The following is a 19,361-nucleotide window of genomic DNA, read 5'->3' on the forward strand; positions in this document are numbered from 1 at the left end:
CCTGCCCTCAGATCGCAGCGTCTACGCTGCGATCAAAGGCGGAAATGCCCCACCATCCCCTTGAGTTGCGCGCCCAACTGCGCCAACTGGATGCTCGAGGCGGCATTGCCTTGCATGCTCAACGCAGAATGATCGGCACTCGCCCGAATACTGGTGACACTGCGGTTGATCTCTTCGGCCACCGAGCTTTGCTCCTCGGCGGCGGCGGCGATCTGTTGGTTCATCTGCTGGATCAATGAAACAGCCGCCGCGATGCTGCCCAAGGCCCCTTCGGTCTCCAGTGCATCACTGACCGCCAGTTTCACCAGCTCGCCACTCTGCTGGATCTGCTGCACCGAGGACTGCGCCGCACTGCGCAGCGTGCTGACCAGCCGTTCGATTTCCTCGGTCGATTGTTGGGTGCGCTTGGCCAGTGCCCGCACTTCATCGGCCACCACCGCAAAGCCACGGCCCTGCTCACCGGCACGCGCCGCCTCAATCGCAGCGTTCAAAGCCAGCAAGTTGGTCTGTTCGGCCACGCTCTGGATCACGCTCAAGACGGTACCTATATTCTGGATTTGGGCGCTGAGGCTTTCGATGCTGGCGCTGGCACTGTTGCTCGACGTCGCCAGCAATTCGATACGCTGAAGGCTCATGCGTACCACCTGTTGGCCGCTATCGACTTTGGCATCCGCGGTCTGCGCGGCTTGGGCCGCCTGCTCGGCATTGCGTGCCACATCGTGCACCGTGGCGGTCATCTGGTTCATCGCCGTGGCGACTTGCTCGGTTTCGTCCTTCTGGTTGCTGACTTCGGCAGTGGTTTGCTCGGTGACGCTGGACAATGAATGCGCGGAGCTGGCGAGCTGTTCGATCCCCGCCTGCAACCCGCTGACCATCTGGCTCAAGCTATTGCTCATCTGCTGCATCGCCTGCATCAACTGGCCGATTTCATCACGACGGCTGATCTCCATGCGCCCACTCAGGTCACCCGAGGCGATCTGCTGGGCCACGGCGATCACCGCGCGCAACGGCGCAACAATCAAGCGAGTGATCACCCATGCAGCGATCAAGCCCACCAGCAGCGCCAGGGCGGATGAGCCGATGATCAGCAACGTGCTGTGCTGCAACTGTGTTTGCATGGACTGGTCTTCGGCGGCATACGCCTGGTTGACCCGGCTGACCACTTGCTCGGCGCGGTCATGCAATTGCGTGTAGACCACTTTTTCCTGGGCCAGCAGCCCGGTGTATTCGCCGAGCTTTTCACTGAACGACGCGATATGCCCGGCGACTTCGTTGAGCACGGTCTGGTAGCCGGGGTCCTTGACCGTGGTTTTGAGTGTCTCGACTTCAGCCAGGGCCTGGTCGGCTTGCTCGATCTTGCCCTGCCCGGCGTCGTCTGCGTCCGCCCTGCGGCTCTGATCCAGGCGCACCCGCGCTTCGTTCATGGCCTGCAACATCAGCCGCGACACCTGGCTGACCTGCCCTGCCTGCTCGATAAACGCCGCGCCCTCCTTGCCTTGGCTTTCCTTGAGGCCATAGGCGCCGTCGTCCGCCAGCCCGGCTTGCAGCACATCCAGGTTATTGGCCACGCTGGACACCGACCAACTGGCCATTTCCAGGGCGAGGTCTTTGGTCTGGGTCAACTCGACGAACTCATCGAATGCCTGGCGATAGGCGACCAAAGCTTGCTCAACATCACCCATCACTCGCTCGTTGCTGGCGGACCGCGCCTTGAGACGCGTGGCCTGGGCCATCAGCGCATCGACACTGGCATGCAGGGCCTCAACGGCCTTGGGGTCGGCGTGCAACGCATAGTCTTGCTCGATCAAGCGCACCTTGAGCAGGTCGCTGTTGAGCGTCGACATCGACGTAAGACCCTCGAAGCGCTGGCCGATGGTCTGCAGGGACCACACACCGATGGCCGCTACCAGGGCCGTCAACAGCAGTACCAGGGTAAAACCCAAGCCGAGTTTTTTTGCCATACCCATGTTGGCGAAACGTCGTTGCACGCCCGAAATCATTGCACTTGATCCTCTTGCGATGGCAAATGCCATAAGCCAGGTTTACAAGCAGCGAGATTCGCAACCCCGAGGCACTGAGCACAAGCCGCTGGCGCCGGAATAATGGCAAAAAGCTACATGTGCGTCGTTTTCAGAATGGTCGAGGTCGATCTCGCTGCACCCATAGCGCGGAACAGCGTCAATGCGCGTTGATCAGCGGCGTAGGCCACATTGATGCGCAGCCATTCGCTGCGCTCACCCGTGGGGCTGAACAACGCACCCGGCGACAGCAACACACCCAGCCGCTGGGCGCAGGCTTGCAATCGCAAGGGGTCGGCCAAGCCTGGTCGTGCCCACAGGAACATCCCGCCCGCGGGTGCGGCAAATACCTGCCACTCTTCATCCTCCAGCACCTGCAGAGTGGCAGCCATCTGCGCAGTCAGGCGCTTGCGCAGGCGCTGCATCCACTTACGGTAAGTGCCGTTACTCAGCAACGTCGCCACCATGGCTTCGGCAAACCGTGAGGTGCCGATGCCTGTCAGGGTCTTGAGCTGGACCAATTGCGTGATGATCGCGGCATTGGCGCACAGGTAACCCACGCGCAGGGCACTGCTCAGTGTCTTGGAAAAGCTCGACACATAGATCACCCGCTCATCATGGGCAAGCGCCGACAAGCGTGTGCAACTGGCATGTTGCAGGTCGCCGTAAACGTCCTCTTCGATAATCAGGAAGTCGCGCTCGCGTGCCAACTCCAACAAGCGCTCCGCCACCGGACGACTCAAACTGGTCCCCGTGGGGTTGTGATACAGGCTGTTGATGAACAGGCACTTGGGCCGGTGGGTGTGCAGCAGCGCTTCCAATGCCGGAATATCCGGGCCACCACGGGTGCGCGGCACTTGCAGCAGCGTAACGCCCTGAAAGGCCAGTTGGCGATAGAGATTGCCATACCCGGGTGTCTCGACCACCACCTTATCACCTGGCTTGAGCAGCGTGCGTATCAGCAGGTCCTGGGCATGGCTGGCGCCGTGGGTGGTGAGAATACGGTCCAGGCTGGTGGGCACGTGTATCTGGGTCAGGCGTTTGAGCAGTTGTTCGCGCAACGCCGGCAACCCCAAGGGTGTGCTGTAGTTGAACAGGCCGCCAGTGTCGGTACGGCTCAGTTCGCGGATCGCGTAATTGATGTCATCGCTTTCGCGCCAGGTGTCGGGTAGCCAGCCGCAGCCCAGCTTCAGCTGGCCCAGTGGGCCATCGGTAAATGCCCCCCAGCCCTGTTCCGCACCCTCATACCAATGGTTTTCGTGGACCGTCGTGGGTGACGCCACCACAAACCCCGAGCCATGTCGGGGGGCCAGCAGCCCCTGGGCCACCAATCGTTCGAATGCCTCGATCACACTGGCCTGGCTCAGCAGGTTATCGAGGGCCAATTGGCGAATGGACGGCAAGCGTGTGCCAGGGCTCACCCCCTCCTTGCGAATCCATTCTGCCACCGCGCTGACGATCTGCTGAACAACCGGTACCAGGGCTTGTCGATCGATCCCTAAATCCATGAGCCACTCACTTCAACTGTCTGTTAACCCAAAACAGTTAAGCACAGAAGCTCAGTAAAACCGGCCGCCAACTTTTATTAAAGTATTGATTTTATTGGGTTATTTACCTAGTGAAACATATTCGGGCGCAGCCCACTGCCCGCCATGGAAACGCCCCACAGCACCTGGCTCTGTTTTCGAATGCCACGCGACCTGCCGTCCTAGATCGCTGTCGCGCCGCCGTCCACCGCCAGGGCCTGACCGGTGGTAAATGCTGCGCCATCACTGCACAGGTACAACACGGCGCTGGCGATTTCCTCAACCTTGCCAATGCGTCCGACCGGGTGCATGGCGGCGGCAAACTCAGCCTTGCGTGGGTCGGCCTCATAGGCGCGGCGAAACATGTCGGTATCAATCACGGCCGGGCAGACCGCATTCACGCGGATTTTCTTCTTCGCATACTCGATGGCCGCCGACTTCGTCAGCCCGATCACCGCATGCTTGGACGCCGCATAGATGCTCATCTTCGGTGCCGCCCCCAACCCCGCCACCGATGCGGTGTTGACGATGGCCCCACCGCCCTGGGCCAACAGCAACGGCAGCTGATACTTCATGCACAGCCACACGCCTTTGACGTTAACCCCCATGATCGCATCGAACTCATCAAGACTGCCGTCGGCCAGCTTGCCCTTCTCGATCTCGATGCCGGCGTTGTTGAAGGCGTAGTCCAGGCGTCCATAGGTGGCGACGGTCTGAGCCATCAATTGCTGCACGTCCGCGTCGAGCGTGACGTTGCAGCGCACAAATATCCCTTCGCCACCGGCCTGGTGGATCAATGCCACAGTGCCCTCACCTCCCGCCACATCAAGGTCAGCGACCACCACCTTCAAGCCTTCGGCGGCGAATGCCAGCGCGGTGGCGCGGCCAATACCAGCGGCGGCGCCGGTCACCAAGGCGACCTGGCCGGAAAACGTCATGCTCATGGGAACTGTCCTGTGGGGTTAGTAGCGATGGAGCGAGTCTAGCCAACGTCGGGAGCCGCACGTCAGCACTATCAGAAGGCCGGTTGGCGCTGCATGAATCGCAGTGATAAAGCGGACCGGCTGATTATCAATGAGGCCTATTGCCGGGCATTCGCCTGCGCCGCACACCCTTGCCCTTCTGCCACTGAGGGTCTATCACTCATGTTCCATTTCTAAAGAGTCCTTGCCATGACCGCCCAGACCAACCGCCAATTTCTGCTCGCCAAACGCCCGGTCGGTGCCGCCACGCGCGAGACCTTCACTTACCAGGAAGTACCGGTGGGCGAACCCCAGGAAGGCCAGGTGCTGGTGCGCAATGAATACCTGTCCCTCGACCCGGCCATGCGTGGCTGGATGAATGAAGGCAAGTCCTACATCCCACCAGTAGGCATCGGCGAAGTGATGCGCGCCCTGGGCGTAGGCAAGGTGATTGCCTCGAAGCATCCGAACTTCGCGGTGGGGGACTACGTGAACGGTGCACTGGGCGTGCAGGATTACTTCCTTGGCGAGCCCCGTGGTTTCTATAAGGTGGACCCCAAGCTAGCGCCCCTGCCCCGCTACCTGTCCGCCCTGGGCATGACCGGCATGACGGCGTACTTTGCCCTGCTGGACACCGGCGCACCGAAAACCGGTGACACCGTGGTGATCTCTGGTGCTGCCGGTGCCGTGGGTAGCATCGCCGGGCAGATCGCCAAGCTCAAAGGCTGTCGCGTGGTGGGGATCGCCGGTGGCGCCGAAAAGTGCAAGTTCCTGGTGGATGAGCTGGGCTTCGACGCCGCCATCGACTACAAAAACGAAGACGTGCCCGCCGCCCTCAAGCGCGAGTGCCCCAAAGGCGTGGACGTGTATTTCGATAACGTCGGCGGGGATATTCTCGACGCCGTGCTCAGCCGCCTGGCGCTCAAAGCCCGCGTAGTGATTTGCGGCGCAATCAGCCAGTACAACAACAAGGAAGCGGTCAAAGGTCCGGCCAACTACCTGTCATTGCTGGTCAATCGTGCGCGCATGGAAGGCTTTGTGGTGATGGACCACGCGGCGAACTTCGCGGCGGCGGGCCAGGAAATGGCCGGCTGGATGGCCCAGGGCAAGCTCAAGAGCAAGGAAGATATTGTCGAAGGGCTGGAGACATTCCCGGAAACGCTGATGAAGCTGTTCAATGGCGAGAACTTCGGGAAGTTGGTGCTCAAAGTCAGCTGAAACAACACAAAAACAAATGTGGGAGCTGGCTTGCCTGCGATGCAAGCAACTCGGTTTCTAAGTGATACCCAGTTGATACTATCGCAGGCAAGCCAGCTCCCACATTTTTGCTCACTCTAAAAATCAGGCGATCTCGGCGACGACCGCTGCCAACGCCTTGGCAGGATCCGCCGCCTGGCTGATCGGACGGCCAATCACCAGGTAATCCGAGCCCGCATCCAGGGCCTGGCGTGGGGTCAGGATGCGACGTTGGTCATCCTGGGCGCTGCCGGTGGGACGGATACCCGGTGTCACCAGTTGCAACGACGGGTGAGCGTTCTTCAAGGCCTGGGCTTCCAGGGCCGAACACACCAGGCCGTCGAGGCCGGCTTTCTGCGCCAGGGCTGCCAGGCGCAACACCTGAACCTGCGGCTCGATATCCAGGCCAATACCTGCCAGGTCTTCACGCTCCATGCTGGTGAGCACGGTTACACCGATCAACAACGGTTTTGGGCCGCTGCGCTGTTCCAGCACTTCGCGGCAGGCGCTCATCATGCGCAGGCCACCGGAGCAGTGCACATTGACCATCCACACGCCCATCTCGGCCGCGGCTTTGACGGCCATCGCCGTGGTGTTGGGGATGTCATGGAATTTCAGGTCCAGGAACACTTCGAAGCCTTTGTCACGCAGGGCGCCGACGATTTCCGCCGCGCAACTGGTAAACAGTTCCTTGCCGACCTTGACCCGGCAAAGCTTGGGGTCCAACTGGTCAGCCAGCTTCAGTGCGGCGTCACGGGTGGGGTAATCCAGGGCGACGATGATAGGAGTCTGGCAGACGGACATTGGAATGGGCTCTCAGGCAAGTCGAAATCGGCGCGGATTGTAGCGCAAGCAGCGCCGTTGCGGGATCCGATGATCGGTAAATACTGATCAAGCGCCCAATACCGGCGATTCAGAGCAATTGTTTCAACCCCGATACATTCACGACACGCCCCCAATACGCCGCCCGGCTAGCCTCGCGCACATGACCGTCCGCCCAGCACTTCCAGCCCTGGAACTGGGCGCCTATGCTGACAGCCACACTCAGGCAGATGACCTCGCTATGCATACCCCTTGCGACCCTGTAAACGAAGCGCCAAAAGACGCGGTGATCGCCGAAGACAAGCGCTGGAATACTCGCGCGCTGATTGTCGACGACGACGTGCCGATCCGCGAACTGCTGATCGACTACCTGGCACGCTTCAATATTCTCGCCTCGGGCGTCACCGACGGCACCGCCATGCGCCAGGCCATGCAAGCGGAGACCTTCGATGTGGTGGTGCTCGACCTGATGCTGCCGGGCGAAGACGGGCTGACATTGTGCCGCTGGCTACGCGCCGAGTCGGATATTCCGATTTTGATGCTCACCGCCCGCTGCGAACCTACCGACCGCATCATCGGCCTGGAACTGGGCGCCGATGACTATATGTCCAAGCCGTTCGAGCCGCGGGAGTTGGTCGCGCGTATCCAGACCATCCTGCGCCGGGTGCGTGATGACCGCACCGAACAGCGGGCCAATATCCGTTTCGACACTTGGCGCCTGAACAGCGTGCTGCGCCAGCTGGTGGCCGATGATGGCCTGGTGGTGCCGTTGTCCAACGCCGAGTTTCGTTTGTTGTGGGTGTTTATCGAACGCCCTCGCCGTGTGCTGAGCCGCGAACAGCTGCTGGACGCGGCCCGTGGGCGTTCCATCGAGGCCTTTGATCGCAGCATCGACCTGCTGGTGTCGCGCCTGCGCCAGAAGCTGGGGGATGACCCCAAGGCTCCGCAATTGATCAAGACGGTACGCGGCGAAGGCTACCTGTTCGACGCCCGGGATATCGGTTGATGCGCGCGCCCTTCAACACGCTGTTCGGGCGACTGTTCGGCCTGTTGCTGGTGGCGATTGTGCTGGCCCATGTGCTGGCGTTCTTCTGGTTCCACCACTACGGCCCGCCGCCACCACCCCGCGCGGCCTTCGTCGAACAACCAGATGGCAGCCTCACGCCCTTGCGCAAAGCGCCTCGCCCCTGGTTCGGCGGCCCGGTGGTGCCCCTGACATTTCAATTTATCTCGCTGATCATCGCTGCCTGGTACGGCGCCAAACTGCTGAGCCGGCCAATCCAGCGCCTGAGCGCAGCGGCCGAGCGCCTGAGCGTCGACCTCGACAGCCCGCCCCTGGTGGAAACCGGCCCTCGCGAAGCACGCCAAGCGGCCTCGACCTTCAACCTGATGCAAAAGCGCATCCGCGAACAAGTCAGCCAGCGCGCACGCATGCTCGGCGCGGTCTCCCACGACCTGCGCACCCCGCTCTCGCGCCTCAAGTTGCGCCTGGAACAAATCGAAGACCCCAAGCTGCAAGGCCAGATGCGCCAGGACCTGGACGACATGATCGGCATGCTCGATGCCACCTTGAGCTACCTGCACGAACAGCGCACCAGCGAGACACGGCATTGGCTCGATGTACAGGCGTTGGTGGAATCCCTGAGTGAAAACGCCCAGGACCAAGGCCGCGACGTGCAGTTTGCCGGCACCTGTACACCGTTGCAGGTACAGCCGATGGCCCTGCGTTCATGCCTGAACAATTTGATCGATAACGCCCTGCGCTATGCCGGCACCGCCCGGGTGGAACTGGCCGACAGCCGCGGTGCGTTGGTAATCCGGGTGATCGACCACGGCCCGGGAATCGCCGCCGATAAGCGCGAAGCGGTGTTCGAGCCTTTCTTTCGCCTGGAAGGGTCGCGCAACCGCAATTCCGGAGGGGTCGGTTTGGGGATGACCATTGCCAGGGAGGCCGTCGAGCGACTCGGCGGCCACCTGAGCCTGGAAGATACACCGGGCGGTGGGTTGACGGCGGTGATGTGGTTGCCGAGGGTTTAAGCACTCCCATTTACCTGACGCGCCGCGATCCAAATGTGGGAGCTGGCTTGCCTGCGATTGCGCAGTGTCAGTCGATGAAGTGTTGGCTGGCCCACCGCTATCGCAGGCAAGCCAGCTCCCACAAGTACCGCGGCGCACCACAGTTAGGTACACCCATCAGTTACACGGTTTGTCTTCACGACGCACTTGCGCCTGGCTCGCGCTCCAGTCTGTCAACAGGCTGTAGGCCACCGCCAGCAACGTCGGGCCAATAAACAGGCCGATAAAGCCGAACGCTATCAACCCGCCAAATACACCCAACAACACAATCACCAACGGCAGGTTGCCGCCACGGCTGATCAGGTACGGCTTGAGCACGTTATCCACGCCGCTGATCACGAACGTGCCCCACACGCCCAGGAATACCGCGTAGGTGTAGTCGCCCTTCCACGCCAGCCACGCCGTGGCCGGGATCCACACCAGCGGCGGCCCCATGGGAATAAGGCTGAGCAGGAAAGTCACGATACCCAGCACCAGCGCGCCCGGTACGCCGGCGATCAGAAAGCCGATCAGCGCCAGCAGCGCCTGGGCCGCAGCGGTGCCGATCACACCATTGACCACTCGCTGTACCGTGCCAGCCACCAGTTCGATGTAATAGCCGGCGCGTTCGCCGATCAGGCGCTCCAACAGGCGGTGCACAAACATCGCCAGGCGCGGCCCGTCACGGTAGAAAAAGAATACGAAGACCAGGCTCAGGGTCAGCTCGAGAATGCCGCCGCCAATTTGCGCACTGCGCGCCAACAACCAATTGCCGACCTGGCCCAGGTACGGCTTGATGCTCACCATCAGCGCCGCGCCTTGTTGATCAATGCTGTCCCAGGTCGCCACCAGGCGCTCGCCTACAAAGGGGATCGACCCCAACCAGGTCGGCGCCTCGGGCAAGCCGTCGACCTGGATGTCCTTGATCAGCGCCACCGCATCACGCACATGGTCCGCCAGGTTGAACCCCAGCCATACCAATGGCACCGCCACCAGCAACATCCAGCCCAACGTCAAGATGCCAGCGGCCAGGGACTCCCGGCCGCCGAGCCAACGGGTGAGCAAACGCATCAGCGGCCAGCTGGCAAATGCCAGCACCGCGCCCCAGAACAGCGCCGACCAGAACGGCGCCATGACCCAGAAGCTGGCACCAAACAGCACCAGCAGCAGGATTTGCACCAGCAGGCGATCGTTATTGAGCATCGGGTATCTCGAGAAGAAGGCTGTAGGAAGAGAGCTTAGGCGAACGGCGCGGGTCCGTTCGCCCGTGTGATGCTTAGCGTATCAGATGCAGATGCAGTCCTTGGGTTTCACCGGCGCCGGTTTCCAGACGGGCGGTGCGCACGCCCTTCTCCACCAGCGCCTGGCGCCAGGCCTCGGTGTGCGGCCCGCTCAGGCTCACGCGCAGGGTGGTGTCGAGGTTCAAGGCACGGGATATCAAGGTCAGCCAGGTGTCATCAGGCTCGGCGCCCAGCGCGGGGAAATCCAGCTCGCCGGTGCTTTTGAGTTCACGCAGCAGGGTGGCCGAGGTGGGCAGCAGGTTGCCCAGAGGCGCGCTGGCGTCGAGTTGCTCCACATGCAGGTAGGCGCGACGGTTACCGCGGGTAATGCCATACAGCGCGACCAGGGAATTGTCCTGCGGGGCGGCCAGGCGAAGCAGCAGGTACTCCTGTTGGCCGTCGGCGCCCACTAGCTTGGCGTTACCAAACACCTCGTTGGCCCACAGGCTGCTTTCGCCACAATCGCGGGCCTTGCACCAGAACAACAACTGCGCGCCCTTGGCCTGCAAGGCTTCGCGTGTTGCGGTAAAGGCGGCGCTGGAGCTGTGTTCGGCGGGTAGTTCATAGGTGATGGCAGTGGCTGGGCCGCGTGCGATGGCCTGGCCTTCGTAGCGCAACTGGCCGCTGATCTTGCGGATTGCGCCCATGGGGTAGATGCGTTCCTTGTCTTCAGCAGGGCGGTAATCGACGATTTGCGCATCAACCTGACGGGCTACCGCCGGTAAATCCTGGCTGCCGGGCAGATCGGCGGCAAATACCAGGGGGCTGAAACAGCAAAGGCCAAGGGCACGGATACATCCTTTACCCAGGCTCATCGGATCAATGAGCCCTGGCCAATGGTGGTCACAGCAATATTGAGTGTGTTCATGGTTGACTCCCTTTCAATCCGCCCAGCCTCGGCAGTTGACCCCGCCAAGTCAAGGCGTGGAGAAGAACCGATTGAAACAGTCTGCAACAAGAGCTGCACCGGGCTCGTCATTCAGGTGTAAATGATGGCCGCCTGGCAGCGTGGTAACCGTGAAAGGTAGCTGAGAAAGCAATTCGGAATGTTTCGCCAGCATGCCGTCAGCCGCGACCACCAACTGGGTAGGGCACCCTACCCTTCGCACGAAAGCCATGGCCTGTTCATCGGTCAGGCGCATCGGCGACGCCAGGGTCAGGCGGCTATCGCTGCGCCAAGTGTAACCGCCCGGCACCGGCATCAAACCGCGCTGGGCCAGGAGTTGCGCCGCTTCACGGCTGACCGCCACCACGCCTTTCATCCGCGCCTCAACGGCCCGATCAAGGCTGTTGTAGACGGGTTTGCGCTTGTCCTGCAGGCTCAATTGCGCCTGCAACGCCATGCCCAGGCGCTCGGCCGCGTTCTCGCCGCTGGCGGTCGGTGGGATCACGCCGTCGATCAGGCCCAGGTGTGTCACCCGCTCCGGCAAGGCCCCGGCCAACACCAGGGAGACTATGGCGCCAAGGGAGTGGCCAAGTAATGCAAAACGTTTCCAGCCCAGTTGCTCGGCCACCTGCAGCACGTCGTAGACGTAATCCCACAAGGCATAACCGGCGCCAGCCGGGCGGTGCGCCGAATGCCCATGCCCCGCCATGTCCAGGGCGACGATGCGCAACCCGTGCAACTTGGGCGCCAGGCGCGCAAAGCTGTTGGCGTTGTCCAGCCAGCCATGCAAAGCAATCACCGGCAGCCCATCCTCGGGCCCGAACAGATGCGCGGCCAATTCGATGTGCGGCAAGCTCAGGCGAACCTCTTCGACAGGCGTACTCATGCGCAACTGCGCTCGCGGGCCTGCCAGCGGGCGAACAGGTTTTTGATCAAGGCAGCGGTGTCCTGGGGGCGTTCAAGAGGGAACATATGGCCCCCGGGCATGGTGAGCATTTCGCCCATGGGCAAGCGGTCGACACCGCTGGCATGGTGACGCATCACCACCCGGCTCTGGCGGCCACGCACCACGGCCAGCGGCACCTTCAACTGGCGCACCTGGCCCGGGCTGGTGTGGGGCACGCCGCGATAGATGCTGATTTCGGTGGCTGGGTCGAACCGCAGGCGCAGGCGATCGCCCACTTGCTGCAGACCATGTTGCAGGTACGCGTCAAAGCAATCGGGGTCAAAGCCACGGAACAGGGTCTTGCCGGCGAAATAGCTGCGCGCGGTGTCCAGGTCGGTGAATTCTTCGCGCCGGCCAAGCGTGCGCCCAGCCGGGGTGAGGCGGTCGATAAAACCAAAGCGCTTGGCAGCGCGGATCACCCAGCGGTCTGCGCGGGTGAGCACCGGCGAATCCAGCATCACCACGCCCCGGTACAGGTGCGGGCAGCGCATGGCCGCGTGCAAATGCAGCACGCCTCCCAGGGAATGGCCAACGCCCCATACCGGTTCTGGCTGCTGCTCCAGATGGTGGATCAGTTCGTCCACCAGGTTCTGCCAGTTATCATCCACCGGGAACCTGGGGTCGTGACCGTGCTGCGGCAGATGTGCCACCGCATATTCCGGGGCCAGGGCGGCAAACAGCTTGCCGTAAGTGGCCGAAGGGAAGCCATTGGCGTGGGTAAAAAACACGTGCTGCGACATACAGGTTCCATCAACAAAAACAGAGGGGGATTGTCACCATGCCCGGCCTCTACAGCAATGACTGTAACTGCCAGGAATGATGACACTCACGCCACGCCTATCGCGCCGGCGGTTGTTCACCCAGCGGCACCACGGCCATGGTCAGGCGCGAGACACAACTGGCCTTGCCCTCGTCGCTGCTCAAACGGATGTCCCACACTTGGGTAGTGCGCCCGATATGAATAGCCTTGGCCACCGCCGTCACCCGACCGCTGCGCACACCGCGCAGATGGTTGGCGTTGACCTCCAGGCCCACGCAATAGAACTTGCTTGCATCAATGCACAAGTAGGCGGCCATGGAGCCGACACTTTCGGCCAGCACCACCGAGGCCCCGCCGTGCAGCAGGCCGTAGGGCTGATGGGTGCGGTGGTCGACCGCCATACTGGCGGTAAGGGATTCGTCGTCGAAGCTTTCGAAACGAATATCCAGCATTTCACCGATGGTGTTTTTCTGGATCGCGTTGAGGTGTTCGATATTCGGTTGGGTACGCCACAGGCTCATACGGTTGTCCTTGTTGGTTTTATTACGACCCTAATCCTGCCACAGAACGGTTTCGGCGCGCGCGCTCCATGCTTGCAATTGTGGCCCGTACGTCGACTCGATCACGTTGCGTTTGATCTTCAAGGTCGGCGTGAGAAAACCGTTTTCCACCGCCCAGTGGTCTTTCACCACCACCAATTGCCCCATGCGTTCGTGCTTGTCCAGACCCGCGTTCACCTGTGCCAGCCAGCGTTCAAGACCACTGCCGAGGGCTTGGCGGTCCTCGCCGGGTGCCGACAACACGCACAGCCCTATCGGCGCGCTGAGCCCCTCGCCGACCACACACACCTGTTCAATACGTGCATGTTCGGCCAGGCGGTTTTCAATCGGCGCCGGGGCCACGTATTTGCCTTTGCTGGTCTTGAAAATTTCCTTGAGGCGTCCGGTCAGGCGCAGGCGACCGTCCGCGTCCTGCTCGCCCTTGTCACCCGTGCGCAGGAAGCCATCTGCGGTGAGCGTATCCGCGGTTTTCTGCGGGTCCTTGAAGTAGCCCAACATGGTCGCGCCACTGTGTACCTGCACTTCGCCTGACGGGTCGATACGCACTTGCACGCCTGGGCAGGGCTGGCCGATCCAACCAAGCGTTTGCCCACCTGGGCGACACACATGGGAATAGCCGCAGTTTTCGGTCATGCCATACACCTCCAGCACATCCAGGCCCAGGCGCTGATACCAACGCAGCAACGCCTCGGGCACCGGCGCCGCGCCGGAAAGAGCGATACGCAGCGCATCCAGCCCCAGACCGGCGAGGACTTTATGGCCGACGCGCTTGCCGATAAAAGGCAGGCTTAACAGCATATCGAGCCTTTTTTCCGGGATTTTGGCGTAGACGCCCAGTTGGAATTTGGTCCAGATGCGCGGCACGCCAAACAAGGCCGTCGGCCGCGCCCTGCGCAAATCGGTCAGGAAGGTCTCCAGGCTCTCAGCAAAAAAAACGGTTTGCCCGGTATAGATCGACGCCATTTCCACAAACATTCGCTCCGCCACATGGCACAGCGGCAGGTACGACAGCAACCGGTCATCCTCTCCCAGGCCAAACAACTCAGTACCGCGCGTGGCAGCACACCCCAAGGCGCCGAAACTGTGCATCACCCCTTTGGGCAGGCCGGTCGTGCCGGAGGTGTAGATGATGGTAGCCAGGCTGTCGGCATCCGGTAGCGGGTTGTCCTGAATCGGCGAGCAGGCTTGCAGGTTCGCCCAGTTGAAATCGAAAGCCCCGTCAGGACACAGCGGCAGGCTGATAGTCGGGACACCCGCAGGGATGCCAGGCGCCATCGCCGACCAATCATCAAGCTTGCCGATCAGCGCCAACCGCGCCTGCGAGTGAGTCAGCACATGGGCGACTGAGTCCGCGGTGAGGTTGGGATAAAGCGGCACCGACACATGCCCGGCCATCCAGATCGCCAGGTCGGCGATGATCCAGTGGGCGCAGTTTTTTGAAATCAAGGCAATGTGCGAACCCTGGGGCAACTCCCGCGCGCGCAGCCAGTGCGCGGCGCAACGGGCCTGGTGGCCGACATCGCCCCAGGTGAGGGCCTGCACCTCACCGTCGCCGATGGGCTGAACGAGGAAGACTTTGCGCGGGTGCCGCGCTTCACGCTCGAAGAAGACCTGCAACGGCAAACGAAAAGCGACAGGCATGGGACGCGCTCCTTTGTGATCCGAGATACAGCCGACCAAGCACTTGCTTGGTTGACGGTATAGCACAGGTAAAGGAAATGGCTTGTCGCTAACCACGATGCGAAGCGAGCCGCTCTTGATCTGCTCTTGATCTTGATCTCAGGCGCCCTGTCGAACCACGCTGGCCGGAATTCCGGGTCCTTTTCCAAAAGTCAGGGCGGAACTCTAAGTGGCCGTTACCGCAGGAATGGATATGTACTCGGTATAACAGTGTCGCCTGTCAGGTCGTCATCGCAGGCAAGCCAGCTCCCACATTTGGATTGCGGGGTGTCATGTAGATAGGCGTCGGCTGTCAAGCCGTCATCGCAGGCAAGCCAGCTCCCACATTTGGATTGCGGGGTGTCATGTAGATAGGCGTCGGCTGTTAAGCCGTCATCGCAGGCAAGCCAGCTCCCACAGTTGGATCGCGGGGTGTCAGCGAGATAGGCGTCGGCGGCAGGCCGTCGCGGGAGCAAGCGCCCTCGCCACAGCGTCGCACGATGCCTAGGGATTCTTCACACCCACCAGACTCATCAACCCCGCCAACGGAAAATCACCCTCAAGCTCCGCCAGGCTGGCCGTGTACATCGGCTGTGGCTGACGCTGATGCCCATGCTGCAAAAAACTGATCAGGCTGCCCACCAGCGGTTGGTGGCTGACCAACAGCACGTCGTCATCGCTGTCGAGTTTCTCCAGCACTCGCTGAACATCCCCATCGGGCGTCAGCCACGGCACAGTACGGATTTCGGGCTGAAACCCCAGCACATCGCGCACCAACTGCGCCGTCTGTTGCGCCCTTACATAAGGGCTGGCAATGATGGCGCCCAAGGGCTGGCCAATCAGGTGCGCAGCACTGCGCAAGACTTCGGCACGCCCATGCTCGGTAAGGTTGCGCTCGGCGTCCGTGGGTGCGTGCCCTTCAGCTTCACCGTGACGCAGAATCCATACCTTCATAGCTTCGGCTCTTCATCACGCACCGGGTGCGGTGCCGGCGGTACGCTGTGGGCCGCTTCGCCTTCGGGCGCACGTGGGGTTGGCCAATCGGCGAACGGCCAGGGCTTTTGCTCGGTGTGGAAGCTGCCGAAGCGGCCAATCTGCGCCAGGAACTGGCTGAGGCTGTCGCCAAAGTTCATCAGGCCCAGGTTCGGCGCTCCGTAGACCAGCCGGTAAATCAATTGCACCACCACCAACGCGCCGAGCAGGAATTGCGCCACCTGCCACACCAGCGCAAACACCAGCATCCACAGGATGCGCAAGACAATCGACTCGTATGGGGGGGCAGCTTTGGGATCGTTCATGACGCGCTCCTCAGTTAAAACCACTGGTGGAAATGAAGTCGACATCGGTCTTGGGCTCGGCCCGCATCAGTAACTCGATGACCTGGTTCAAGGTGCGCCCTTCGAACAGGATCGCGTGCAGCCCGGCGACCAGCGGCATGTACACGCCCACTTCCTGGGCCTTGGCCTTCAAAACCTTGAGGGTGTTGACCCCTTCGGCCACTTCACCCAGGCGCGTCACCGCCTCCTCCAGGCTCAGCCCTTGGCCCAGGGCAAATCCAACCTGATAGTTGCGGCTTTTAGGCGATGAGCAGGTGACGATCAAGTCACCCACGCCCGCCAGGCCGAGGAAGGTCATGGGGTTGGCGCCCTGGTTCACCGCAAAACGCGTCATCTCGGCCAGGGCACGGGTGATCAGCATGCTCTTGGTGTTTTCGCCCATGCCCAGGGCCACGGCCATGCCGGCGATGATCGCGTAGACGTTTTTCAAGGCCCCGCCCAATTCGACGCCGAAGCGATCAGCGCTGGCGTAGACCCGGAAAGTACGGCCATGCAGCACCGCCTGGACGCGCTCGCACAAGGCCTCGTCTTCACTGGCGACCACGGTGGCGGTCAACGCGTGCTCGGCGACTTCCCGCGCAAGGTTTGGCCCGGACAGCACGCCAATGCGCGCCTGAGGGGCGATCTCGGTGAGGATTTCACTCATCAACTTGAAGGTGTGGGCTTCGATACCCTTGGTCAGGCTGACCAACAACTTGCCAGCCAGGCGTTCGGCGTGGGGCGCCAATACCGAACGCAAGGCGCTGGAAGGCAGCGCGACGAAGCACAGGTCGCAAGCCGTGAGGGTGTCCAGCAGGTCGGTCACCGGTTCGACGGCAGGATGAATCTTGATACCTTTAAGGTAACGGGGGTTTTCGCGATGCACGCGAATGGCTTCGGCCTGCTCGGGGTCGCGCATCCACTGACGCACCGCGTGGCCGTTCTCGGCCAGCAGGTTAGCCACGGCGGTACCAAAACTTCCGCCTCCCAGGACCGCAATAGGGCGCTGTTCAGTCATATGCAATCCGTTAATCCATACCAGTGGCGATGGCGGCATTATACGGGGCGCCCGGCTTGCGGCCAGCCCCCCTATCAATTCGCGGTTTTGTCAGAAAATGCCACGGGTGTGCGAAGTAAATGCAAGTCCGACGACTGGCAAATAGCCGCGCCTCGGTTAACATGGTCGGCTATCCGCAATTAACAAGGCCGTGCCGTGTATCTAGGCCCTCCTCCTCGCTCATCACTGTTATTGATGCTGGTGTGCGCTACCTGCGCACAGGCCGACGACCTGTTCCTCGACAGCCAGCCGCTGCCCCAGGTCTTGACCGCCACGCGCCTCAAGCAATCGGCCGCCGCCGTGCCCGGCAGCATGACGGTGATCGACAGCGAGCTGATCAAGGCCAGTGGTGCCCGGGACATCTCGGAACTGCTGCGGCTGGTTCCCGGGATGATGGTCGGCTACACCAGCGGCAACCAGGCCTCGGTGAACTACCACGGCACCAGCGCCAGTGATGCCCGGCGCATGCAGGTGTTGATCGACGGGCGCTCGGTCTACCGCGCTGGCCTGGCCACGGTGGACTGGAGCGATATCCCGGTGGCCATGGAGGATATCGAGCGCATCGAGGTCTTTCGCGGCCCCAACACCGTCAGCTACGGCGCCAATGCACTGATGGCGGTGGTGAATATCCTCACCCGCTCGCCGGCCAACAGCCAGGGTTCACGGATAAAGGTGGTCCGTGGCGAACGTGGCATCAATGACTTCTATGCCAGCCAGGGTGTGGGCTGGGAGACCGGCGATTTGCGCTTGTCCCTGTCCGGGCAACAGGACGATGGTTTTGACAGCGACGCAGCCGGCGCCGACCGCCGTGACGGGCGCCGTCTCAACCGTTTCAGCCTGGCGGTGAGCCAGACCTTGAATGGGCAACAAAGCCTCGATTGGCAACTGAACGTCAAGGAAGGCACGAACCAGCGCCCTTATACCTACACCCCGGTGTTTGCCGGGATTACCGAAGGCGGTAGCAATTCCGACGCCACCGCCAAAGACTATGCGGGCTCCCTGCGCTGGAACTTCGACTTCAACCCCGACCACAGCCTGTATATCCAAGGTTCGGCACAGCAATGGGACCGCAAGCAAATCTGGAAAGCCTGTGACGCCAAGGTCTCGTTCAGCCCGGAGCTGACCCAGCTATGGCAGCTCAACCCCAACTATGCCGAACAGCTGGCGCGGCACATGGACACCTACAGCCAAGGCTCCGCACCACCCGGCAGCGCCGCCGAACAGGCCTTGGCCAATCAGGTGCTGGGCCAGTGGCGCAACGGCGCCAACCAGAGCGTGTGCGGCGATATCGACCAGAGCGCCCGTGAAAGCCGCTACGACGTGGAGATTCAGGACACGCTCAGCCTCTCCGACAGCCTGCGCCTGGTCAGCGGCATGAATTACCGCTACGACCGCGCCGACTCCGAGACCTACTTCAATGGCACCCTGGACGACACCACCTGGCGTCTGTTCGGGCATCTGGAATGGCGCGCCAGCGAACACTGGCTGCTGCAAGGTGGCGCCATGTACGAAGACACGCACCTGAGCGGTAACTCGCTGACGCCCCGTGTGGCGGTCAATTACCTGATCAACCCCCGCCACGGCTTGCGCGCGGTTTACTCCGAGGCGATCCGCTCGCCGGACATGTTCGAGAACAACGTCAACTGGAGCTACCGTGTCACCAATCTCAGCTCCCCGACCTACGGGCAAAACGCCGGGCAATATTTTGTCGTGACGCGCGGCCCCGGCAACCTCGACAAAGAGTTGATGCGCTCACGCGAGCTGGGCTACAACGGCTTCTTTGCCGAGCTGGGGCTGAATGTCGACGTGAAGCTGTTCTATGACGAAATCACCGACATGATCAGCTCGCCGCTGCGCAACAACCAGTACATCGCCAGTAACGCCAACAGCTCGCGCTTCACCGGTGCCGAGTCACAGTTCGACTGGCGCGTGAGTAGCGCCGACCGCCTGCGCCTGACCTATGCTTATGTAGACGCCACCTCCAGCAACCCGCTGGACAAAGCGCAAACCGCGCGTAACAGCGGCTCGGCCGGTTGGCTGCGTGAATGGGGCCAGGGGTGGTCCAGCGCCTTGTTCTACTATGGCGACGACGCACTCAACCAATATCGCTTCCAGCGGGTCGACCTGCGGGTGGCCAAGCGCATTGCCGTAGGCAAAACCAACGTGGAGCTGGCGGGCATGTTGCAACAACGCCTGGATAACCAACCCACCACCTGGGCGGACAACAACTACGACCATCGCCACGTTCTCTACTTCAGCGCCGAGCTGGACTTCTGAC

At 61.8% G+C, this 19,361-nt stretch carries 17 protein-coding genes and 1 pseudogene; 4 read left to right on the top strand and 14 right to left on the bottom strand.

Annotated elements, in window-relative coordinates; genetic code table 11:
• Positions 1-32 precede the first annotated feature (32 nt).
• The 4 genes and pseudogenes from JMV15_RS28715 to JMV15_RS18365 all read right to left on the bottom strand — a co-directional run bounded on the left by JMV15_RS28715 (position 33) and on the right by JMV15_RS18365 (position 4,488).
• Entirely contained in the window at positions 33-914 is an 882-nt protein-coding gene (locus JMV15_RS28715) for a methyl-accepting chemotaxis protein (RefSeq protein WP_371103640.1), read from the bottom strand.
• Positions 891-2,033: pseudogene (locus JMV15_RS28720) on the bottom strand (HAMP domain-containing protein); the annotation flags it as partial. The gene JMV15_RS28715 and the pseudogene JMV15_RS28720, both read right to left, overlap by 24 nt.
• Positions 2,034-2,113: 80 nt before the next feature.
• Positions 2,114-3,526 carry an aminotransferase-like domain-containing protein gene (locus JMV15_RS18360; protein ID WP_014717759.1) on the bottom strand — a complete coding sequence of 471 codons (1,413 nt, stop codon included), beginning with the start codon at positions 3,524-3,526 and terminating at the stop codon, positions 2,114-2,116.
• A 200-nt stretch (positions 3,527-3,726) separates the two neighbouring features.
• Positions 3,727-4,488 carry an SDR family oxidoreductase gene (locus JMV15_RS18365; protein ID WP_014717758.1) on the bottom strand — a complete coding sequence of 254 codons (762 nt, stop codon included), beginning with the start codon at positions 4,486-4,488 and terminating at the stop codon, positions 3,727-3,729.
• Positions 4,489-4,716: 228 nt separating this feature from the next.
• On the opposite strand from JMV15_RS18365, the gene JMV15_RS18370 reads away from it, so the two are divergent.
• The gene (locus JMV15_RS18370; RefSeq protein ID WP_014717757.1) at positions 4,717-5,724 is read left to right on the top strand and encodes an NADP-dependent oxidoreductase; all 1,008 of its coding nucleotides are present in this window, start codon (positions 4,717-4,719) and stop codon (positions 5,722-5,724) included.
• Positions 5,725-5,847: 123 nt separating this feature from the next.
• Here the strand turns inward: JMV15_RS18370 and pyrF are convergent, their stop codons facing one another.
• A complete protein-coding gene (pyrF, locus tag JMV15_RS18375; protein WP_038449598.1) occupies positions 5,848-6,546 on the bottom strand; it encodes an orotidine-5'-phosphate decarboxylase in 699 nt (232 codons plus the stop codon).
• A 259-nt stretch (positions 6,547-6,805) separates the two neighbouring features.
• On the opposite strand from pyrF, the gene JMV15_RS18380 reads away from it, so the two are divergent.
• Positions 6,806-7,570: a response regulator gene (locus JMV15_RS18380; RefSeq protein ID WP_014717756.1), complete on the top strand. Its 765-nt coding sequence runs from the start codon at positions 6,806-6,808 to the stop codon at positions 7,568-7,570.
• On the top strand, positions 7,570-8,601 hold the full coding sequence (locus JMV15_RS18385; RefSeq protein WP_014717755.1) for a sensor histidine kinase: 1,032 nt from the start codon (positions 7,570-7,572) through the stop codon (positions 8,599-8,601). The genes JMV15_RS18380 and JMV15_RS18385 overlap by 1 nt, the downstream gene beginning before the upstream one ends.
• A gap of 156 nt (positions 8,602-8,757) precedes the next feature.
• Here the strand turns inward: JMV15_RS18385 and JMV15_RS18390 are convergent, their stop codons facing one another.
• The 9 genes from JMV15_RS18390 to JMV15_RS18430 form a co-directional block, all read right to left on the bottom strand.
• The gene (locus tag JMV15_RS18390) at positions 8,758-9,822 is read right to left on the bottom strand and encodes an AI-2E family transporter (RefSeq protein ID WP_003190063.1); all 1,065 of its coding nucleotides are present in this window, start codon (positions 9,820-9,822) and stop codon (positions 8,758-8,760) included.
• A 73-nt stretch (positions 9,823-9,895) separates the two neighbouring features.
• Positions 9,896-10,714 carry a DUF4892 domain-containing protein gene (locus JMV15_RS18395; protein ID WP_019816697.1) on the bottom strand — a complete coding sequence of 273 codons (819 nt, stop codon included), beginning with the start codon at positions 10,712-10,714 and terminating at the stop codon, positions 9,896-9,898.
• 102 nt (positions 10,715-10,816) lie between these two features.
• Positions 10,817-11,671, bottom strand: coding sequence for an alpha/beta hydrolase (locus tag JMV15_RS18400; protein WP_020301706.1), 855 nt, complete (start codon positions 11,669-11,671; stop codon positions 10,817-10,819).
• Entirely contained in the window at positions 11,668-12,471 is an 804-nt protein-coding gene (locus JMV15_RS18405; protein ID WP_014717752.1) for an alpha/beta fold hydrolase, read from the bottom strand. The genes JMV15_RS18400 and JMV15_RS18405 overlap by 4 nt, the downstream gene beginning before the upstream one ends.
• A 97-nt stretch (positions 12,472-12,568) precedes the next feature.
• The gene (locus JMV15_RS18410) at positions 12,569-13,012 is read right to left on the bottom strand and encodes a hotdog fold thioesterase (RefSeq protein ID WP_003190054.1); all 444 of its coding nucleotides are present in this window, start codon (positions 13,010-13,012) and stop codon (positions 12,569-12,571) included.
• A gap of 30 nt (positions 13,013-13,042) precedes the next feature.
• Positions 13,043-14,692, bottom strand: coding sequence for an AMP-binding protein (locus tag JMV15_RS18415; RefSeq protein ID WP_038449594.1), 1,650 nt, complete (start codon positions 14,690-14,692; stop codon positions 13,043-13,045).
• A 522-nt stretch (positions 14,693-15,214) separates the two neighbouring features.
• Positions 15,215-15,664: a phosphohistidine phosphatase SixA gene (sixA, locus tag JMV15_RS18420; protein ID WP_014717749.1), complete on the bottom strand. Its 450-nt coding sequence runs from the start codon at positions 15,662-15,664 to the stop codon at positions 15,215-15,217.
• Positions 15,661-16,008, bottom strand: a complete 348-nt coding sequence (locus JMV15_RS18425; protein ID WP_014717748.1) for a DUF4389 domain-containing protein — start codon at positions 16,006-16,008, stop codon at positions 15,661-15,663. The genes sixA and JMV15_RS18425 overlap by 4 nt, the downstream gene beginning before the upstream one ends.
• Before the next feature lie 10 nt (positions 16,009-16,018).
• A complete protein-coding gene (locus JMV15_RS18430; RefSeq protein ID WP_014717747.1) occupies positions 16,019-17,044 on the bottom strand; it encodes an NAD(P)H-dependent glycerol-3-phosphate dehydrogenase in 1,026 nt (341 codons plus the stop codon).
• A 195-nt stretch (positions 17,045-17,239) separates the two neighbouring features.
• On the opposite strand from JMV15_RS18430, the gene JMV15_RS18435 reads away from it, so the two are divergent.
• Positions 17,240-19,360 carry a TonB-dependent receptor plug domain-containing protein gene (locus tag JMV15_RS18435; protein ID WP_317147082.1) on the top strand — a complete coding sequence of 707 codons (2,121 nt, stop codon included), beginning with the start codon at positions 17,240-17,242 and terminating at the stop codon, positions 19,358-19,360.
• Position 19,361 lies beyond the last annotated feature (1 nt).

Source organism: Pseudomonas paracarnis (assembly GCF_904063055.1).
In the GTDB taxonomy this organism is placed as follows: domain Bacteria; phylum Pseudomonadota; class Gammaproteobacteria; order Pseudomonadales; family Pseudomonadaceae; genus Aquipseudomonas; species Aquipseudomonas paracarnis.

Bases quoted from the DNA above. Each gene is read 5' to 3' on its own strand.
- pyrF (WP_038449598.1), bottom strand. From the start codon at position 6,546: ATGTCCGTCTGCCAGACTCCTATCATCGTCGCCCTGGATTACCCCACC.
- JMV15_RS18390 (WP_003190063.1), bottom strand. From the start codon at position 9,822: ATGCTCAATAACGATCGCCTGCTGGTGCAAATCCTGCTGCTGGTGCTG.
- JMV15_RS18385 (WP_014717755.1), top strand. From the start codon at position 7,570: ATGCGCGCGCCCTTCAACACGCTGTTCGGGCGACTGTTCGGCCTGTTG.
- JMV15_RS18405 (WP_014717752.1), bottom strand. From the start codon at position 12,471: ATGTCGCAGCACGTGTTTTTTACCCACGCCAATGGCTTCCCTTCGGCC.
- JMV15_RS18410 (WP_003190054.1), bottom strand. From the start codon at position 13,012: ATGAGCCTGTGGCGTACCCAACCGAATATCGAACACCTCAACGCGATC.
- JMV15_RS18370 (WP_014717757.1), top strand. From the start codon at position 4,717: ATGACCGCCCAGACCAACCGCCAATTTCTGCTCGCCAAACGCCCGGTC.
- JMV15_RS18425 (WP_014717748.1), bottom strand. From the start codon at position 16,008: ATGAACGATCCCAAAGCTGCCCCCCCATACGAGTCGATTGTCTTGCGC.
- sixA (WP_014717749.1), bottom strand. From the start codon at position 15,664: ATGAAGGTATGGATTCTGCGTCACGGTGAAGCTGAAGGGCACGCACCC.
- JMV15_RS18365 (WP_014717758.1), bottom strand. From the start codon at position 4,488: ATGAGCATGACGTTTTCCGGCCAGGTCGCCTTGGTGACCGGCGCCGCC.
- JMV15_RS18380 (WP_014717756.1), top strand. From the start codon at position 6,806: ATGCATACCCCTTGCGACCCTGTAAACGAAGCGCCAAAAGACGCGGTG.
- JMV15_RS18360 (WP_014717759.1), bottom strand. From the start codon at position 3,526: ATGGATTTAGGGATCGATCGACAAGCCCTGGTACCGGTTGTTCAGCAG.
- JMV15_RS18415 (WP_038449594.1), bottom strand. From the start codon at position 14,692: ATGCCTGTCGCTTTTCGTTTGCCGTTGCAGGTCTTCTTCGAGCGTGAA.
- JMV15_RS28715 (WP_371103640.1), bottom strand. From the start codon at position 914: ATGCAGGCGATGCAGCAGATGAGCAATAGCTTGAGCCAGATGGTCAGC.
- JMV15_RS18395 (WP_019816697.1), bottom strand. From the start codon at position 10,714: ATGAGCCTGGGTAAAGGATGTATCCGTGCCCTTGGCCTTTGCTGTTTC.
- JMV15_RS18400 (WP_020301706.1), bottom strand. From the start codon at position 11,671: ATGAGTACGCCTGTCGAAGAGGTTCGCCTGAGCTTGCCGCACATCGAA.
- JMV15_RS18430 (WP_014717747.1), bottom strand. From the start codon at position 17,044: ATGACTGAACAGCGCCCTATTGCGGTCCTGGGAGGCGGAAGTTTTGGT.